Below are 17447 nucleotides of genomic sequence, written 5' to 3' on the forward strand. Positions count from 1 at the left end.
GGGTTACCTCAGCACGCCAGCGGCTTTGAGAGCCTGGTGTTTTTCCTGATTGAGCCACCAGAAATCCAGATAGCCCACGGCATAGGGGGGCAGGGTCTCGGGATGCTCGTACATGTCATACGACGCGATCCAGGTCTCGGCGACATAGCCCGCGGGCACAATCACCCGGTGCCAGCGCAGGGCGCGGTCGAGCGCGCGCAGGGCGACGATCTCGTCCTCGCGGGTCTCGGTCATGAGCGCCGCCTCGATGATCGCATCGACCATCGGGCTTTGAAGTGAGGCGGGGTTGTAAGAGGACACCACCGCCGCCTCCGAGCCGAACATCTGTTTCAGCCCGGTGCCCGCCGCGAGGAAGGTGTTGTAGCGGAAAAAAACGATGTCGAAGTCTTTGTCGTAGTAGCGCTGCGCGTATTGCGCAGAATCGACCTTGTCGATCTCGATGGTGACGCCGAACGTGGTCAGCGTGCCGACATAGGTGGTGGCCATCGCCTCTACCGTGTCCGAGGTGCCCGAGGACAGCATCAGCTTGAGAGTCAGGGGTTCGCCCGCCGCGTTGCGTAGCTTGCCATCGTCACCGACCTCCCAGCCGGCCGAGGCCAGCAGGCGCAGCGCGCGGCGCATATTGCGGCGGTCCGCCGGTGTGGCCGGATCCGAGGTATGGGCCATGACGGCCTCTTCCTCGAAGATCTCGGGCGGAATCACGTCGCCCAGAGATTCCAGGAACGCCTTTTCGGCGCCTTCGGGCACGCCCTTGGCCTCGATCTCGGTGCCCTCGACAAAGGAATTGCGCTGGGTGGTGAGGCCGTATTGCAGCGACTCGCGCGTCCATTCGAAGTTGAAGGCCAGCGCCAGCGCCTCACGGACGGTCTTGTCGTCCATCGGTGCGCGCAGCGTGTTGAAGACAAAGCCGGTGTTCGTGGGCGGCGCGCCGTCGGGCAGGGATTCGCGCTTGATCGTGCCGTTCTCGACCGCCGGGAAATCGTAGCCGGTGGCCCAGCGTTTGGTGCTGCCCTCGGGACGGAAGGTGTAGATGCCCGCCTTGAACGCCTCGAACTCGGCGGCGTCGTCGGCGAAATACTCGATCCGCACGCGGTCGAAATTGTGCCGCCCCTTGTTGATCGGCAGATGCCAGCCCCAGTAATCCGGGTTGCGCTCATACACCACGTAGCGGTTGATCTCGTAATCGCCCACCAGCCACGGGCCGGTGGCCATCGGCGACAGCAGGCTCGGTTCGTCGAGCCGCTCGCCGGTCTCTTCGTACCAGGCCTGCGAGAACACCGGTGTGCCGCCGACCTGACTGATCAGGGAGCGGCGCGAGATGCCGTCGACAAAGCGGTACTTGATGGTCAGATCGTCGATCACCTCGACGCCGGCGATGCGTTCCTTGACGCCGCGCGCATAGCTGCGGATGCCCTGTTCGAGAAACAGGTTATGGGTGAAGAGCGCATCCTGAGCAGTGACCTTCTCGCCATTGGAAAAGCGCGCCTCGGGGCGGATGTGAAACACGCACCATTCCTGCGAGACCGGGTATTCCACGCTTTCGGCCAGCAGGCAGTAGGCATCGGTGATGGAATCCGCCGGCAGCCCGCCCTCGAAGGGCATGTCGCCGAACATCGCCTCGGCCACCACGTTGGAATTGCCCTCGGCGCGGCCCTTGCTGGCCCAGCGGTTGAACCCGTCAAAGGTGCCCCGCGCGCTGAGCGAGATTTCCCCGCCTTTCGGCGCGTCAGGATTCACATAGTCGAAATGGGTGAAATCGGCGGCGTATTTCAGATCGTTGTAGAAGGAGTAGCCGTGGCTGCGGATCATCTCCTGCGCGGCATCGGTGGCGGCCCAGCCGGTGCGCGGCAGACCTCCGAAACCGGTCGCCATCGCGCCGCCCCCGATCAGGCCCATGGCCTGGCGTCTGGTGAGAAGGCTTGCCGGGTCTTTGGTCATCGTGCTCTCTCCTGTTGCGGGCCTTGGAACGGGCGCCTGTCTGCGTCTCTTGTCACTTAGGCTAGGATGACGCGCAGCGGATGTTCAAGTTTCGAAAACGTGATCTTTGCGGATGCCTGCCGTGCGATACGAAGAACCGCCGCTCCCTGCGGAGGCGGCGGTTCGAAAAGCGGCGTCATGCACCTGCGGCGGGGCGCGCCGGTGCGAAAGCCCGGCTCAGCCGCCCAGGCTTTCCAGATAGGCGATCAGGTTCACGCGGTCCTCGGGCTTGTTGAGGCCGGCAAAGCTCATGATCGTGCCCGGCGCTGCGTTGCGGGGGCTTTCCAGGAAGTGGAAGAGGTTTTCCGGCGTCCAGGTCTCGCCCACCTGCTCCAGCGCGCCGGAATAGGCAAAGCCGTCCACCGCGTCGATCGCGCGACCGACGACGCCGTCGAGATGCGGGCCGGTGGCGTTGCTGCCGTCGATCTTGTGGCAGGCGCGGCATTTGCCGAAGACGCGCTCACCTTTGGAAGCGTCAGCGGAGGCCATCAGCGTGGCGAAATCCATCGGCTCTTCCTCGGCACCGCCGGCATCGCCGTCATCGGTCTCGATCACATAGGACGCCACCTGTTCGCCGCCGTGACCGCCACCCATGCTGAACAGCGTGTCGCCGACCCAGCTGCCCAGCAGATAGATCAGAAGCGCGCCGCACACGCCGCCCACGGCTTTGGTAATCGTCATCGTGTCAAGCATTTGTCGCGTACCCCAAAGATATCCCTCGCGCGGGTGTCTACGGCTTCCCTTGCCGTCTGGCAAGGTATAGAAGCCGCGACCAAACGCGCAAGGGCTCTTGCGTCGAAAAAAGTTGAACGGACACGACCATGAAGAACCGCATCGCCTTTCAGGGAGAACTCGGCGCCTATTCGCATCAGGCCTGCCGCGACGCCCGTCCGGACATGGAGGCGCTGCCCTGCCACACCTTCGAGGACGTGATCGGCGCGGTGCGCGAGGGTGAGGCGCGGCTGGCGATGCTGCCGGTGGAGAACACCACCTATGGCCGGGTCGCCGACATCCACCGACTGCTGCCGGAAAGCGGGCTGCGCATCGTCGACGAGGCCTTTGTGCGGGTGCATATCAGCCTGATGGCGCTGCCCGGCGTCGCGCTGGAAGAGCTGGAGGTCGTGCGCGCGCATCTGGTGCTGATTCCGCAGGCGGCGGGCTTTCTCTCGCAATACGGCATCCGCGGCGAGGCCGCCGCCGACAGCGCAGGTGCTGCGGCGGAGCTTGCGGCGGAACAGTCCCGCGAGGTGGGGGTGCTGGCCTCGGACCTCGCGGCGGAGATCTACGGGCTCAATATCCTCGCCCGCCATATCGAGGATCATTCGCACAACACCACGCGGTTTCTGATCATGGAGCCCGAGGCGGATTTCTCGCGCCGGGGCGAGCATGGCATGATGACCACCTTCGTGTTTCAGGTGCGCAACATTCCGGCGGCGCTCTACAAGGCGATGGGAGGTTTCGCCACCAACGGGGTGAACATGACCAAGCTCGAAAGCTACATGGTCGGCGGCTCGTTCACCGCGACGCAGTTCTATGCCGATATCGAGGGGCACCCCGAGGATCCGCCGGTCAGGCGGGCGCTCGAGGAGCTCGACTATTTCACCGAGAAACTGGAGATCCTTGGCGTCTATCCCCGCGATCCGCGGCGGGACTGACGCGCGAGGGCAGGGGGGCGCATGACGGATGGCGAGATCATCGCGAGGGTAAAGGCGACGGGGCCGCGCCGGGCAATCGGTGTTGGCGCGCTGAGTGCGCTGGGGCTGCTGCTGCTCTGGCTCGCGGTCACAGAACCGCCTTCCGGGCTGCTCTGGCAGCTGTTCCTCGTTCTGCTGGGCGCCGGAGCGCTCTGGATGGCGCAGCTCATGTGGCGCGCGACTGGACACACGCTGCTGCTCACCGAAGAGATGCTCTGCGACAGCACCGGTGCGGTTCTGGCGCGGGTCGAGGAGATCGAGAAGGTCGATCGCTCGATGTTCGCGATGAAGCCGTCGAACGGGTTCCTGGTGCGGCTGCGGGCGCCGGCGCCGCGCGCCTGGCAGCCCGGGCTGTGGTGGCGGCTGGGCCGGCGCCTTGCGGTGGGCGGGGTGACCGCCGGGCGCGACACCAAGCCGATGGCCGATGCGCTGGCGCTGCTGGTGGCACGGCGCGACGGCACCTTGCCGCCGCAGTGATCCCGCATGAAAAAGCCCGGCCACGCGGGGCGTGGCCGGGCTCCGGGTCTGTGGTTCGGCGGGCTTAGCCGTCGTAGCCGTAGTAATCGTACCCGCCGTTCGGCTCGATATTCTGAGAGCCGTCTTCGTTGTTACAGTCGGTGGCGTTCTCGGCGTTGTTGTTGCACAGCGAGTTGCCCGGCGCGTCCTGGTCGCCATTGCCCCAGCCGTTGTTCTCGCCGGCCCACAGCACCTGCGGCGCATAGCGCGGATGGGTGAAGCTGTAGGTACGGATCACCAGCGGATCGAGGCCGACATTGAAGACCGGGAAGTAATCCTCCCAGGTTTCGACCAGAATGATCTGCCCCGAGTCCATCATGCTCGGCAGACGGGGCAGGTAGGGGTCGAGATCCTGGGTGCGGAGCAGCTCTGCGTCGCCGCGCGCCGCAGACCACTCCACCGAGTATTTGTCGTTGCTCTCGCGATAGCTCACGATGGTGATCCGCATGTCGAGCGGGTATTCGGCTTCGTTGCCGACATATTCGACCGAGTTTCTGGTCAGCAGGCCGAGCAGGCGATAGGTGTTGTCGATATAGCCGGCGTCGATGGCTTCGGTCTCGCGCGAGAGCATGTCGCCGATGGCGTAATTCGCCTTCTGGTCGACCGCGTTCTGCCGGAAGGCATCGAACAGCACCCAGGACGCCGCGAAAAGCACGAACAGGATCGGGATCATGATCGCGACTTCGACCGTGATGTAGCCCTCGGAGTCGCGGGTGAACCGGCGCAGGCGGGGGGCGATCTTGGTTTTCAGCATCTCACTACCCTCACTGCGGTTCGTGAACGAAGGTGCCGGTCGACACCAGTGCGGTATAGCCCTGCGAATCTGTGTGCAGCGTGCTGCCGAGATAGGAGGTCGGGCTGACGGGCCGGTATTTGTAGCAGGCGCGCAGCAGCATCATTTCCTGCTCGCGCCCGGCTTCGAAGGTGCGCTGGGGCGTGACATCGCGGTTGGTGTCGACGCAGTCGGCATTCTCCGGAGGCTGTACCCAGTTGCGCAGATCCAGCACGACCATTTCCAGTTGCAGCATGTCCATGCAGTCCGGAAGCGCGCTGGCATTGTCGCAGATGCTCTGTTTAAGCTGGTCATGGGTGTAGACCGTGCCGGTGCCGAGCTTGACCTCACGGATGGTCTGGTCGAGCGCGCGTTCCAGCTGCGTGTGGCGGATGGTCAGAGCGCCCATTTCGATCGTCGAGAGCGCGATGCCCACCATCAGCGGGGTCCAGAGGGCGAAGGGAACGACCACAGATCCCTCTTCGCCGTTACGGAAACGGCGCAGAGTGTTTTTGATGAAGCCGATCATTGCGTGAGCCTCAGCTGGTTGAGCGTGTGGGCGATGGTCGAGAACGCATCAGAGATCTCGACGCCTTCGACACGGAAGAAGTGAGCCGGCGAGGAGGCGCAATTGCGCATCACATTGGCGCCGTGGTCGCTGACCTCGAAGCCGATGGACCAGATCAGGATGCCCTGATCCTTGGCGGCGGTGCAGATATTGCTCAGCAGCCGGTCGCCGGTGGTGGCATCGTACTTCTGGTAGTAGAAGCTGCTGCGCTCCCAGTAGTTCACATAGCGGTCGAGATAGTACCAGAGGTTGTACCGCTCCCACTGGGCGTATTCCGCCTCGGAATTGTAGGCCCAGTCCTGGATGCGGTTCGACCGGTCGTGCTGGCCGTCGGTCATCAGCACGACGGTCTTGAGCACCTCGTCATCGTCGTAATCGACCGGGCGCCCCTCGAACACCGCGTCGACGGTGCCGTTCTGGATCATGCCGCTGGCGATAGAACGGGTGGAGGGATCGAGCAGAGCGGTGGCCCATTTCATGCCCATGAAGATCGAGGTGCCGGCGCGCGGCTGAAAGCGGCCGATCTGGCGCTTGATCGCATCGGCATCCTGGCTCCACGCGCGGATGCGCTCGTAATCGTAACGCGGGCACACCGTGTCGGTACGGGTGTTGTGCCCATCGTAGTTCCACTGGAAGTGCTGCATCTGATCGTATCTGCGGGACAGATCCAGCGCGGCAGAGCTGAAGACGCTGTCGGGCATCTCGATGCAGTGCGAATAGCCATGCTTCCAGTTGACGTTAAGATAGCTCAGAAGCTCCGGGCCGGCATTGACATGCTCGGAGTAGGGAACCAGCGAGATCGACACCAGATCTTCGGACCCGTCGTTGAGCAGCGTATCGACGAATTCCTCGGCGGCGTCCTGAAGCTCTTCCATTTTGTTGCCGTCATCCATCGAGCCCGAAATATCGAGCACCATGGAAATCTCGACCTTGTTGATGCGCTCTGAGGCTTCGGACAGGCCATAGGCCTGGAGCGTGTCGGCGCCGATCATGTACATGAAGTTCGAGGGCATGGTCGAATAGCCCTCGGCGGTGACGGTGCGGTAGTTCAGACCCTCGTCGACGTTGACCGAGATCAGCGCATCCCCGAGCGCCATCTTGTCCATATAGTCTTCGACAAGGTCTTCGGCATCCAGTTGGTTGTCGAGGTCAGCCGCGGCGAGCACGGCGCGGTCGAGCGTATTTTGGATCTTGTTGCGTTGCAGCTCGGCATGGATCATGTCGATGCCGACGCCGCCGAAGACGATCATCAGCAGAGCCAGGGCCGCCGCCATAAAGGTCATGCTTCCCTCGTCTTCTCCCGAGAAGCGGCGGAGTCGGCTCGTCAGGGCCGAAACGGCGGTCGCTGTCCGTGGGAAATGAGCGCTCTTTTCGATAGAACGTTTTTGTTTCATCCCGATTCCTTCCGATCCGGGAAAACCCGGAATATGCCCCCACAGACACACATTTTGCTGACGCGATATTTGCTCCCCCAAGATGGCCAAATTAGGGCGCATTTAATGGGAAATTCGGGAATTTCTTTCATTTCTCATGAACAGATCGGGTGGCCTAGCAGCTCTGTTGCGGGGCCTGCAACAATCCCCCGGTCCAGGGTTAACGGAGTGCTGCCGTAGCATGGCAAATCAGGCGAAAAAGGGATTTGCCGCGGAAATGGGCGGCTCTAAGGTTAAAAGGTGAGTCCGTAAGATATGACCCGTAACGGGCGGTCGGACGAAAGGGAGGAAAGAAAATGAGCGCTGCACCGGCGAATGAGCCGACGTTCCGTCAGAGCGTCGATCTGATGTTCAACCGGGCGGCGGCCCTGATGGATCTGCCGCCGGGGCTGGAGGAGAAGATCCGGGTCTGCAACGGCACCTATACGGTGCGCTTCGGCGTGCGGCTGCGCGGCCAGATCCAGACCTTCACCGGCTACCGCGCGGTGCATTCCGAACATATGGAGCCCGTGAAGGGCGGCATCCGCTATGCCTCGGCGGTCGATCAGGACGAGGTCGAGGCGCTGGCCGCGCTGATGACCTATAAATGTGCGCTGGTTGAGGCGCCCTTCGGCGGCTCCAAGGGCGGGCTTTGCATCGACCCGCGCGAATACGACGAGTACGAGCTGGAGCAGATCACTCGGCGCTTTGCCTATGAGCTGATCAAGCGCGATCTGATCCATCCCAGCCAGAACGTGCCGGCCCCCGACATGGGCACGGGTGAGCGCGAGATGGCCTGGATGGCCGATCAATACGCCCGGATGAACACCACCGATATCAATGCCCGCGCCTGCGTCACCGGCAAGCCGCTGAACGCGGGCGGCATCGCGGGACGGGTCGAGGCGACGGGGCGCGGGGTGCAATACGCGCTGCGCGAGTTCTTTCGTCACCCCGAGGATGTGCTCGCCGCCGGCATGACCGGCGGGCTCGAGGGCAAGCGGATCATCGTGCAGGGGCTCGGCAATGTGGGCTACCACGCCGCCAAGTTCCTCTCGGAGGAGGATGGCGCGCTGATCACCGGGATCATCGAACGCGACGGCGCGCTTTACGATCCCAAGGGGCTGAACGTGGAGAAGGTGCGCGACTGGCTGATCCGCCATGGCGGGCTTGCGGGCTATCCCGATGCCAACAGCTTCGCCGATGGCGCGGCGGTGATGGAGAGTGATTGCGACATCCTGATCCCGGCGGCGCTGGAAGGCGTCGTCAACCTCACCAATGCTCACAACATTCAGGCGAACCTGATCCTGGAGGCGGCGAACGGGCCGATCACCGCCGGCGCCGACGATATCCTGCGGTCGCGCGGGGTGGTGATCATCCCCGATCTCTACGCCAATGCCGGCGGTGTGACGGTGAGCTATTTCGAATGGGTCAAGAACCTCTCGCATATCCGCTTCGGCCGCATGCAGCGGCGTCAGGAGGAGGCGCGCCACCAGCTCGTTCTCGATGAGCTGGAGCGGCTCGATACCGCGATGGGCGATGCCTGGAACCTCTCGCCGAGCTTCAAGCAGAAATACCTGCGCGGCGCCGACGAGCTGGAACTGGTGCGTTCGGGGCTCGATGACACGATGCGCATCGCCTACCAATCGATGCGCGAGGTCTGGCACGGGCGCAACGACGTCACCGATTTGCGCACCGCCGGTTTCATCGTCGCCATCGAGCGCGTCGCCAAGAGCTATCGCGCGAAGGGCCTGTGACCGCCACCTAAGCGCGCACGCGCCCCGCGTGACATTGGCTGCGCGGGGCGGTAGGGCAGGGCGGAAAATGCGATAATTGCGATAATGACGGAGCGAAAGCGATGCTGAGAGCGGGATTGATCCTGGCGGTGGCCATGGCGGTGGCCGGTCCTGTGTTGGCGCAGAGCAAGACAGAGCAATGTGCGACCAGCGCAGGCATCGTCATGACCGCTGTGCAGGCGCGCAAGGACGGCGAATCGAAGGCCAAGGCGCGCCGCGCGCTGCGCGAGGCGCTCGACCGCACCGCGGGCGACATGTTGGCCGAATGGATCTGGGAGCTGCCCGAAGAGCAGCTGACCGAAGAGGTCGGCGCCGCCTGGGAGGCGCAGTGCCTTGCGCAATAGCCGCAACCGCGCGGCGCGCCTGCGGCGCACAGGATTTGTGCGCGCAGGTGGCGGGCTGACGCCTCTGCCGGGCGGGGATGCATGTGGCACCGGCATGCCGTGCGTATTTCTCAAGAGAAGAAACACGGGCTTCTGGACTCGGGGGCCGCGCGGCCCGATATTCAGGCCATGAGTCTGCCCCCCGGTTTCCTGGATGAACTGCGCAGCCGCACGAGCCTGACACAGGTCGTGGGGCGCAAGGTGCTGTGGGACAACCGCAAGTCGAACCAGGCCAAGGGCGACATGTGGGCGCCGTGCCCGTTCCATCAGGAAAAGAGCGCCTCGTTCCATGTCGATGACCGCAAGGGCTTTTACTACTGCTTCGGTTGTCAGGCGAAGGGCGACGCCATCTCCTTTGTGAAGGAGACGGAGAATGTCGACTTCATGGAGGCGGTGGAGATCCTCGCGCGCGAGGCCGGGATGACCATGCCCGCCCGCGACCCGCAGGCGGCGAAAAAGGCCGACCGACGCGAGCAGCTGGCGGCGGTGATGGAGCAGGCGACGCGCTGGTTCCGCATGCAGCTGCGCAGCGGTGCGGCCTCGGAGGCGCGGGCCTATCTCGAACGGCGCGGGCTGACCGGGCCGGTGCAGGACCGGTTCGAGCTGGGATTCGCGCCGGAAGGCTGGCAGAATCTCTGGGATCACCTGCGCGGGCAGGGGGTGGCGGAGGATCTGATCCTCGGCGCCGGGCTGGCCAAGCCCTCGGATCGCGGCAAGGCGCCTTATGACGTGTTCCGCAACCGCATCATGTTCCCGATCCGCGACGCGCGCGGCCGGGCCATCGCCTTTGGCGGGCGCGCCATGGATCCGCGCGACAATGCGAAATACCTCAACTCGCCCGAGACTGAGCTCTTCGACAAGGGCCGCAATCTCTATAACCACGCGCCGGCGCGCGAGGCGGCGGGCAAGGGCGCGCCGCTGATCGTGGCCGAGGGCTATATGGATGTGATCGCGCTCAGCGAGGCGGGGTTCGGCGCCTCGGTGGCGCCTCTGGGTACGGCGGTGACCGAGACGCAGCTGCAACTGCTCTGGCGGATCTCCGACGAGCCCATCGTGGCGCTCGATGGCGACAAGGCCGGGCTGCGCGCCGCGTACCGGGTGGTCGACCTGGCGCTGCCGCTCTTGCAGGCGGGCAAATCCCTGCGTTTCGCGCTGATGCCCGAGGGCAAGGATCCGGACGATCTGCTGCGCGCCGAAGGGGCGGGGGCGGTGAAGAAGGTACTCGACGCGGCGCTGCCCATGGTGCAGCTGCTCTGGCGACGCGAGACGGAGGGCAAGGTGTTCGACAGCCCCGAGCGCAAGGCGGCGCTCGACGCGCAGCTGCGCGAGGCGCTGCGGCGCATTCAGGACCCCGGGCTGCGGCGCCACTACGGCGACGAGATCAAGGAGCTGCGCTGGCAGCTCTTCCGCCCGCAGCGTCCGGCACGACGCAAGGGCTTCGGCAAGCGCGCCTGGAACGCGCCGCCGCCGCCCACCTCCAGCGCCAAGAGCTCGCTGCTTGTGGCGGCAGGCGAGGCGGCGGAGCTGGAGCTGCGCGAGGCGGTGATCCTCGCGGTGCTGCTCTGCACGCCGGAGCTGATCCCGGAATTCGAACATCAGCTCGACGCGCTGCGCTGCGCCGATCCGCAGCGCGCGGCGCTGCGCGACGTGCTGCTGGGCACGCCCGCCGGGTCGCCGGAGGCGTTGCGTGCCGCCGCGGAGGAGAGAATCGGCGCCGAGGCCCTTGAAACCCTGCTCTCGGCACGCCATGTCGCCATCGTTCCCTGCCTGCGCCAGCCCGGAGACACGACGCTTGCCCGGCTGACCGTGGCCGAGGAGCTGGCTAAGATCGCCGCGCAGACCGGGCTCGATGCCGAGATCGCCGAGGCCGCGGAGGACCTGGCGGATCTGGCCGACGAGGCGCTCACATGGCGGCTCGCGCAGGCGGCACAGGCCCGCAATCAGGCGGTGCTGCGCAAGGACGAGGACGAGATGGACTACGATTTCGGGCCCAACGGGGCGCGGATCGACAAGGACGAACGCAGCGCTTTCGAGGCGCTCATGCAACAGATTCGCTTTTCCAAGCACGGGAACTAGCTGTGCAGGTAGGGAAAACTGGAGGAAAACGGGGTAAACGGGTGGCCGAATCAGTTGATTCGCCTCATGATTCGGGGAATCGAATCACTTCACCCGCGCGACCGCCGGCCCATCGGGCCGCCTCCCTTTGACGGAGCACTTCATGGCAGCCAAAGATAACGACGACGCCAAGCCCGAGACTCAGGACGATGCGCACAGCCTCGACATGAGCCAGGCGGCGGTCAAAAAGATGATCGCCGAGGCGCGCGAGCGTGGCTACATCACCTATGACCAGCTGAACCAGGTTCTGCCGCCCGATCAGGTCTCTTCCGACCAGATCGAGGACGTGATGTCGATGCTTTCCGAGATGGGCATCCAGGTCACCGAGGACGACGAGGAAGGCGAGGGCGAGGACGACGCCAACAAGGGCTCGACCGAGCTGGTCGACGCCTCCAAGGGCCGCGATGTCGCGCTCTCCTCGGGCGGGGCCGAAAAGCTCGACCGTACCGACGACCCGGTGCGCATGTATCTGCGCGAGATGGGCTCGGTCGAGCTGCTGAGCCGCGAGGGCGAGATCGCCATCGCCAAGCGCATCGAGGCCGGTCGCAACACGATGATCCTCGGGCTCTGCGAAAGCCCGCTGACCTTCCAGGCGATCACCATCTGGCGCGAGGAACTTCTCTCCGAAGAGATCCTGCTGCGCGACGTGATCGATCTCGAGACGACTTTCGGCAACCAGATGGACGAGGACGGCGATCTGGAAGAGCCGGTGGTCGACGCCTCGGCCGCGACCTCGGAGAAGCCTAAGAAGGACGAGCCCGAGCTCGATGCCGACGGCAATCCCATTGCCCGCGAGGACGACGAGGACGACGACGAACAGGCCAACATGTCGCTGGCCGCGATGGAGACCGCGCTCAAACCGCGCGTGCTTGAAACGCTCGACCGCATCGCCCGCGACTACGAAGAGCTCGCCGAGATGCAGGACGCCCGTATCAGCGCCACGCTGAACGAGGATGGCACTTTCTCGGAAGGCGACGAGGCGCGCTATCAGAAGCTGCGCTCGGAAATCGTCGAGCTGGTGAACGGTCTGCACCTGCATAACAACCGGATCGAGGCGCTGATCGACCAGCTTTACGGCATCAACCGCCGGATCATGTCGATCGACTCGAGCATGGTGAAGCTGGCCGATCAGGCGCGCATCAACCGCCGCGAATTCGTCGACGAGTACCGCAACCACGAGCTCGATCCGAACTGGATGGAGCGCATGGCCGAAAAGCCGGGCCGTGGCTGGCAGATGTTCATCGAGCGCTTTGCCGACAAGGTCGAGGATCTGCGCGCCGACATGGCGCAGGTCGGGCAGTATGTCGGTCTCGACATCAGCGAATTCCGCCGCATCGTGAATCAGGTGCAAAAGGGCGAGAAAGAGGCCCGTCAGGCGAAAAAGGAAATGGTCGAGGCCAACCTGCGCCTGGTGATCTCGATCGCCAAGAAATACACCAATCGCGGCCTCCAGTTCCTGGATCTCATCCAGGAGGGCAATATCGGCCTGATGAAGGCGGTGGACAAGTTCGAATACCGCCGCGGCTACAAGTTCTCGACCTATGCCACCTGGTGGATTCGGCAGGCGATCACCCGCTCCATCGCGGATCAGGCGCGCACCATCCGTATTCCGGTGCACATGATCGAGACGATCAACAAGCTGGTCCGCACCGGCCGCCAGATGTTGCACGAGATCGGCCGCGAGCCGACGCCGGAAGAGCTGGCCGAAAAGCTCCAGATGCCGCTGGAGAAGGTTCGCAAGGTGATGAAGATCGCCAAGGAGCCGATCTCGCTCGAAACGCCCATCGGCGACGAGGAAGACAGCCAGCTCGGCGATTTCATCGAGGACAAGAACGCGATCCTGCCGCTGGATTCCGCCATTCAGGAGAACCTGAAGGAAACCACGACGCGGGTGCTCTCCTCGCTCACCCCGCGTGAGGAGCGGGTTCTGCGGATGCGCTTCGGCATCGGTATGAATACCGACCACACGCTCGAAGAGGTGGGCCAGCAGTTCTCGGTGACCCGTGAGCGGATCCGCCAGATCGAGGCCAAGGCACTGCGCAAGCTCAAGCATCCGAGCCGCTCGCGCAAGCTGCGGTCGTTCCTGGATCAGTGATCGCGTTGGGCTGCTGAGCATGTCGTTCTGGAAAAAACTCTTCGGCGGCGGCGCGGATGACAGCGCGGCGGCGCCGCAGGCTGAGGCGGTGGAATACAAAGGCTTCCGCATCGTGCCGGAGCCAATCGCTGCCGATGGGCAGTTCCGTGTCGCCGCGACGATCTCGGGCGAGGTGGATGGCGAGGCGAAGACCCACAAGCTGATCCGCGCCGATGTGCTGCGCGATCACGACGACGCGGTCGAGGCCTCGCTGCGCAAGGCGAAACAGATGATCGACGAGCAGGGCGCGCGGCTTTTCGGCTGAACGTCGCCCTTTCGATAACAAAAACGCCGTCCCGGATCGGGGCGGCGTTTTTGTTTGTCCGCCCGGGAAATCGTGGTGCGGGCGTCGGTATTGGGCGCGGAGTGCGTACCCATCAAAGACGCTCACGGAACATTCACGGTCGTTGTGGCGTTCTATCCGCAAGCCGAAAGGAGATCTCGATGACCCGCCTTATCGTTCTGACCGCCGCTGCCATCTGCGTTTCCGTCGCTGCCTATGCCGCGTCCGAAGCGCTGACGAGTGATGAACAGGAGGTGATCTTGATCAAGGTGGCGCCCGAGGAACTGGCCGAATGCGAGGCGACCCTGCGAGAGGTCGGGCAGATGCCCGCCGTCACCGATTCCGGCTCGCCCATGCTCATCGACCGTACCGACGATTTGCCGAGCGTGGCCTGCGAGGCCTAATCCTCCGCCCTGATCGCTGGCGAAACGCGGCCCAACCCGCTATCGAGAGTGAAACGGGGGCGGCGATGCAGACGACTTTCACGATTTCGACGAACGGGCCGGGGCTCTACGAATTCACCCAAGAGGTGGATGACTGGGTCGAGGGCACGGGGCTGCTGACGCTGTTCATCCGCCACACCTCCGCATCGCTGCTCATTCAGGAAAACGCCGATCCCGAGGTGCAGAGCGATCTCACCGCCTATTTCCACCGGCTGGTGCCGCCCTCGGACGATCCGTCCATGTCCTATCTCACACATACCTATGAGGGGCCCGACGACATGCCCGCCCATATCAAGGCGGCGCTGCTGCCGGTGTCGCTTTCAATTCCGGTCGCCGACGGGCGCCTGGCGTTGGGCACATGGCAGGGGATTTATCTGTTCGAACACCGCCGCGCGGCGCACAGACGCCAGGTGGTGGCTCATCTGAGCCGCTAAGCCGCGCCCTGAACGGCTTTCGTCTCGGCGGGCCTCATAAACAAAGCGCAGCGGTTTTGGTATTTTTTCCTATTGTCATCGCCCCCTATCTTGTTGCCTAAATTCTCCTCTACCCAATGTCTGGCGGCTCCCCTATAGTGGCTGTGGATAAGTGGGGGCAAAGCCCACGACCGAGGCAGATAAGAACAGATTAGGGGAACGGCCATGCGCTGCCCATTTTGCGGACATATGGATACGCAAGTGAAAGATTCCCGACCGGCCGAAGAGCATGTCTCGATCCGGCGGCGGCGGTTCTGCCCGGCCTGCGGAGGCCGGTTTACCACCTATGAGCGCGTCCAGCTGCGCGATCTCGTGGTGATCAAGACGAACGGGCGGCGCGAGGATTTCGACCGTGACAAGCTCGAACGCTCGATCCGCATCGCGCTGCAAAAACGCCCGATAGAGCCCGAACGCATCGACCAGATGATCAGCGGCATCGTGCGGCGGCTGGAGAGCCTCGGCGAGACCGACATTCCCTCCAAGCAGATTGGCGAGATCGTGATGGAGACGCTGGCCCGGATCGACACCGTCGCCTATGTGCGCTTTGCAAGCGTCTACAAGAACTTCCAGGCCGCCGACGATTTCGACAAATTCGTCAGCGAGCTGCGTCCAGAGACCGCCCCGGCGGAGAAGTGAGCGACGACACCCGCCACATGGCCCATGCCCTGCGGCTGGGCCGGCGACGGATGGGCCAGTGCTGGCCCAACCCGGCTGTGGGCTGCGTGATCGTCAAGGACGGGCATGTGGTGGGGCGCGGCGCCACCGCACCCGGAGGGCGCCCGCATGCGGAACCGCTGGCGCTCTCGCAGGCCGGCGACGCGGCGCGCGGCGCCACCGCTTATGTCACGCTGGAGCCCTGCGCTCATCACGGCAAGACCCCGCCCTGCGCCGAGGCGCTTGTGCGCGCCGGTATCGCACGGGTCGTGGCGCCTCTGGCCGACAGCGATCCGAGAGTGTCGGGCAAGGGCTTCGAGCATCTGCGCCGGCACGGCGTCGAGGTGACCACCGGCGTGCTGGCCGAAGAGGCGGCGCGCGATCATGCCGGCTTTTTCCTGCGCGTCGATCAGGGGCGCCCGCTGGTCACGCTGAAACTCGCCAACAGTTTTGACGGGCGCATCGCCACCGCCACCGGCGAAAGCCAGTGGATCACCGGCCCGGAGGCGCGCCGCGTCGTGCACGGGCTGCGCGCGGCGCATGATGCGGTGATGGTGGGGGCGGGCACCGCGCGCGCCGACGATCCGGCGCTGACGGTGCGCGGCTGGGGAGATGTCCGGCAGCCGGTGCGGGTGGTGGTCTCGCGCCTCATCGACGTGCCGCTGATGAGCAAGCTCGCCAGCACCGCGCGCGAGGTGCCGGTCTGGCTGGTGCACGGTTCCGACGCGGCGCCCGAGACGCGCCGCGCCTGGGACAGTTGCGGCGCGCGGCTGCTGCAATGCGAGGTGTCGGGCGGTCGCATCGACCCGCAGGCGCTGCTCGCGGCGCTTGGTGCGCAGGGGCTCACACGGGTGTTCTGCGAGGGTGGGGGGCAGCTCGCCGCCTCGCTGCTTGCCGCCGATCTGGTGGATGAGCTGGTGGGCTTCACCGCCGGCATCGCGCTGGGTGCCGAGGGCCGCCCGGGCATCGGCGCCATGGGCGTCGACCGTCTGGCGGAGGCGCCGCGTTTCGTGCTGGAGGAGGTGCGGGCCACCGGCGCGGATGTCATGCATCGCTGGCGCCGGGGCTGAGCGCTGACGCCGGGGCTGAGCGCGGGCGCCCGGCGCGGGGCCGGGCGATGCGGGATTAGTGGACCGTCACCGGGGCAAAGTCGTTCTGCCGCGCCAGCACGAAGGCGAGCTTGCGGTCCTTGACCAGCGCCAGCCGTTCGCCATCGGAATTGTGCACGGCATAGAGCGTTTCCAGCCCGCCGAGCTGGCTCTGCATTTCCTCGGGCAGATCCACGGCGGCGACGGGGCGGACATAGACGATGCGGTCTTCGCCCGGGAGTTTGAATTCGAACTTAGTATTCATGGCTTACCCCTTTCTGATCTGGATCGTCTGAACCACCGTCTCGGGACGGGACAGCGTGAGATCTACGTGTAGCAGGCCGTTCTCAATCACAGCCTCACCCACTTCCACGCCATCAGCCAAGACGAAACTGCGCTGAAACTGTCGTGCCGCAATGCCGCGATGCAAAAAGATGCGTTCGGGGCCGTCGTCCCGCTGACGTCCACGGATCACCAACTGGCGGTCCTCGACGGTGATCGACAGGTCATTTTCCGAGAATCCGGCCACGGCGAGGGTGATCCGGTAGGAATCTTCCGCAGTTTGTTCGATATTGAAAGGCGGGTAGCCTTCGCTCGACTTGGCAGTGCGTTCGAGCAGGCGCTCGAGCTGCTCGAAGCCGAGCATATGCGGGTAGGAACCCAGGGTCATTTTGCTCATCGACATGTCCTTAACAGAAAGCGACCGTCCATGCCGGGCCCCGAATTTCGGCAACCCGACCACATGAATATGGGAAGCGCGCGGATTATGCGCAAGGGCTTTGCCAAAACGTGGGGAGTTGCTATTTTGAACGCCTGCACTGCAAGGAGATCCCCCGCATGGACGCGCCGCAAGATATCTCGATGAAGACCGAGGAGGTGTTGCGGGTCGAGCTGGAGGTGTTCAGACGCGAACACCGCGATCTCGACGATGCGATTGCCGCCCTGCACGAGCGCGGCGTGGCCGATCAGCTGACCTTGCAGCGGCTGAAGAAGAAGAAGCTGTTTCTCAAGGACAAAATCGCCCTGATCGAGGACCGGCTGACCCCCGATATTATCGCCTGACCGCGCTGCCTGCGCGAATGCGCAGGAAACGGATCGCGCAGGCCGCCGCCATTGGCCGACAAGCTCCCCATGTCCGGATG

Annotated in this window: 19 protein-coding genes; 12 read left to right on the forward strand and 7 right to left on the reverse strand. The window is 64.5% G+C overall.

Going from position 1 to position 17447, the window contains the following annotated elements; translation table 11 throughout:
- Positions 1–3: 3 nt before the first annotated feature.
- Complete coding sequence (locus tag I6N89_RS18100; RefSeq protein WP_207019917.1) at positions 4–1938, reverse strand: extracellular solute-binding protein; 1935 nt, start codon at positions 1936–1938, stop codon at positions 4–6.
- Positions 1939–2154: 216 nt separating this feature from the next.
- Complete coding sequence (locus I6N89_RS18105; RefSeq protein WP_207019918.1) at positions 2155–2670, reverse strand: c-type cytochrome; 516 nt, start codon at positions 2668–2670, stop codon at positions 2155–2157.
- Positions 2671–2798: 128 nt separating this feature from the next.
- Here I6N89_RS18105 and I6N89_RS18110 point away from each other — a divergent pair, with 128 nt between their 5' ends.
- Both I6N89_RS18110 and I6N89_RS18115 read left to right on the forward strand, forming a co-directional pair.
- Entirely contained in the window at positions 2799–3632 is an 834-nt protein-coding gene (locus I6N89_RS18110; RefSeq protein WP_207019919.1) for a prephenate dehydratase, read from the forward strand.
- Positions 3633–3653: 21 nt separating this feature from the next.
- Entirely contained in the window at positions 3654–4148 is a 495-nt protein-coding gene (locus I6N89_RS18115; RefSeq protein ID WP_207019920.1) for a hypothetical protein, read from the forward strand.
- A gap of 64 nt (positions 4149–4212) precedes the next feature.
- On the opposite strand, the gene I6N89_RS18120 is transcribed toward I6N89_RS18115, so the two are convergent.
- Genes I6N89_RS18120 through I6N89_RS18130 form a run of 3 tightly spaced genes read right to left on the reverse strand, consistent with a single transcriptional unit; the run spans position 4213 to position 6810 of the window.
- The gene (locus I6N89_RS18120) at positions 4213–4941 is read right to left on the reverse strand and encodes a TadE/TadG family type IV pilus assembly protein (RefSeq protein WP_207019921.1); all 729 of its coding nucleotides are present in this window, start codon (positions 4939–4941) and stop codon (positions 4213–4215) included.
- A gap of 10 nt (positions 4942–4951) precedes the next feature.
- Positions 4952–5431, reverse strand: coding sequence for a pilus assembly protein (locus tag I6N89_RS18125; protein ID WP_328805899.1), 480 nt, complete (start codon positions 5429–5431; stop codon positions 4952–4954).
- A gap of 53 nt (positions 5432–5484) precedes the next feature.
- Complete coding sequence (locus tag I6N89_RS18130; RefSeq protein WP_236016711.1) at positions 5485–6810, reverse strand: TadE/TadG family type IV pilus assembly protein; 1326 nt, start codon at positions 6808–6810, stop codon at positions 5485–5487.
- Positions 6811–7256: 446 nt separating this feature from the next.
- Here I6N89_RS18130 and I6N89_RS18135 point away from each other — a divergent pair, with 446 nt between their 5' ends.
- The 9 genes from I6N89_RS18135 (at position 7257) to ribD (ending at position 16287) form a co-directional block, all read left to right on the forward strand.
- On the forward strand, positions 7257–8693 hold the full coding sequence (locus tag I6N89_RS18135) for a Glu/Leu/Phe/Val family dehydrogenase (protein WP_207019924.1): 1437 nt from the start codon (positions 7257–7259) through the stop codon (positions 8691–8693).
- A 101-nt stretch (positions 8694–8794) separates the two neighbouring features.
- Complete coding sequence (locus I6N89_RS18140) at positions 8795–9076, forward strand: hypothetical protein (protein ID WP_207019925.1); 282 nt, start codon at positions 8795–8797, stop codon at positions 9074–9076.
- Positions 9077–9244: 168 nt separating this feature from the next.
- Positions 9245–11191, forward strand: coding sequence for a DNA primase (dnaG, locus tag I6N89_RS18145; RefSeq protein WP_207019926.1), 1947 nt, complete (start codon positions 9245–9247; stop codon positions 11189–11191).
- 142 nt (positions 11192–11333) lie between these two features.
- Entirely contained in the window at positions 11334–13325 is a 1992-nt protein-coding gene (rpoD, locus tag I6N89_RS18150; RefSeq protein WP_207019927.1) for an RNA polymerase sigma factor RpoD, read from the forward strand.
- Between the two features lie 19 nt (positions 13326–13344).
- Positions 13345–13629: an HlyU family transcriptional regulator gene (locus I6N89_RS18155; protein ID WP_207019928.1), complete on the forward strand. Its 285-nt coding sequence runs from the start codon at positions 13345–13347 to the stop codon at positions 13627–13629.
- A gap of 179 nt (positions 13630–13808) precedes the next feature.
- Positions 13809–14051 carry a hypothetical protein gene (locus I6N89_RS18160; RefSeq protein ID WP_207019929.1) on the forward strand — a complete coding sequence of 81 codons (243 nt, stop codon included), beginning with the start codon at positions 13809–13811 and terminating at the stop codon, positions 14049–14051.
- Positions 14052–14116: 65 nt separating this feature from the next.
- Positions 14117–14524 carry a secondary thiamine-phosphate synthase enzyme YjbQ gene (locus I6N89_RS18165; RefSeq protein ID WP_207019930.1) on the forward strand — a complete coding sequence of 136 codons (408 nt, stop codon included), beginning with the start codon at positions 14117–14119 and terminating at the stop codon, positions 14522–14524.
- Positions 14525–14728: 204 nt separating this feature from the next.
- Positions 14729–15199, forward strand: a complete 471-nt coding sequence (gene nrdR / locus I6N89_RS18170; protein ID WP_207019931.1) for a transcriptional regulator NrdR — start codon at positions 14729–14731, stop codon at positions 15197–15199.
- A complete protein-coding gene (gene ribD, locus I6N89_RS18175) occupies positions 15196–16287 on the forward strand; it encodes a bifunctional diaminohydroxyphosphoribosylaminopyrimidine deaminase/5-amino-6-(5-phosphoribosylamino)uracil reductase RibD (protein ID WP_328805900.1) in 1092 nt (363 codons plus the stop codon). The genes nrdR and ribD overlap by 4 nt, the downstream gene beginning before the upstream one ends.
- Before the next feature lie 55 nt (positions 16288–16342).
- On the opposite strand, the gene I6N89_RS18180 is transcribed toward ribD, so the two are convergent.
- The gene (locus I6N89_RS18180; protein ID WP_076702061.1) at positions 16343–16570 is read right to left on the reverse strand and encodes a DUF1150 family protein; all 228 of its coding nucleotides are present in this window, start codon (positions 16568–16570) and stop codon (positions 16343–16345) included.
- 3 nt (positions 16571–16573) lie between these two features.
- Positions 16574–16984 carry an Hsp20 family protein gene (locus tag I6N89_RS18185; protein WP_207019932.1) on the reverse strand — a complete coding sequence of 137 codons (411 nt, stop codon included), beginning with the start codon at positions 16982–16984 and terminating at the stop codon, positions 16574–16576.
- A gap of 158 nt (positions 16985–17142) precedes the next feature.
- Here I6N89_RS18185 and I6N89_RS18190 point away from each other — a divergent pair, with 158 nt between their 5' ends.
- Positions 17143–17367 (forward strand): YdcH family protein, encoded by a 225-nt coding sequence (locus tag I6N89_RS18190; RefSeq protein WP_076702070.1) that lies wholly within the window; start codon positions 17143–17145, stop codon positions 17365–17367.
- Positions 17368–17447: the final 80 nt, after the last annotated feature.

The organism is Salipiger abyssi (genome assembly GCF_017311415.1).
GTDB classification, from domain to species: domain Bacteria; phylum Pseudomonadota; class Alphaproteobacteria; order Rhodobacterales; family Rhodobacteraceae; genus Salipiger; species Salipiger abyssi_A.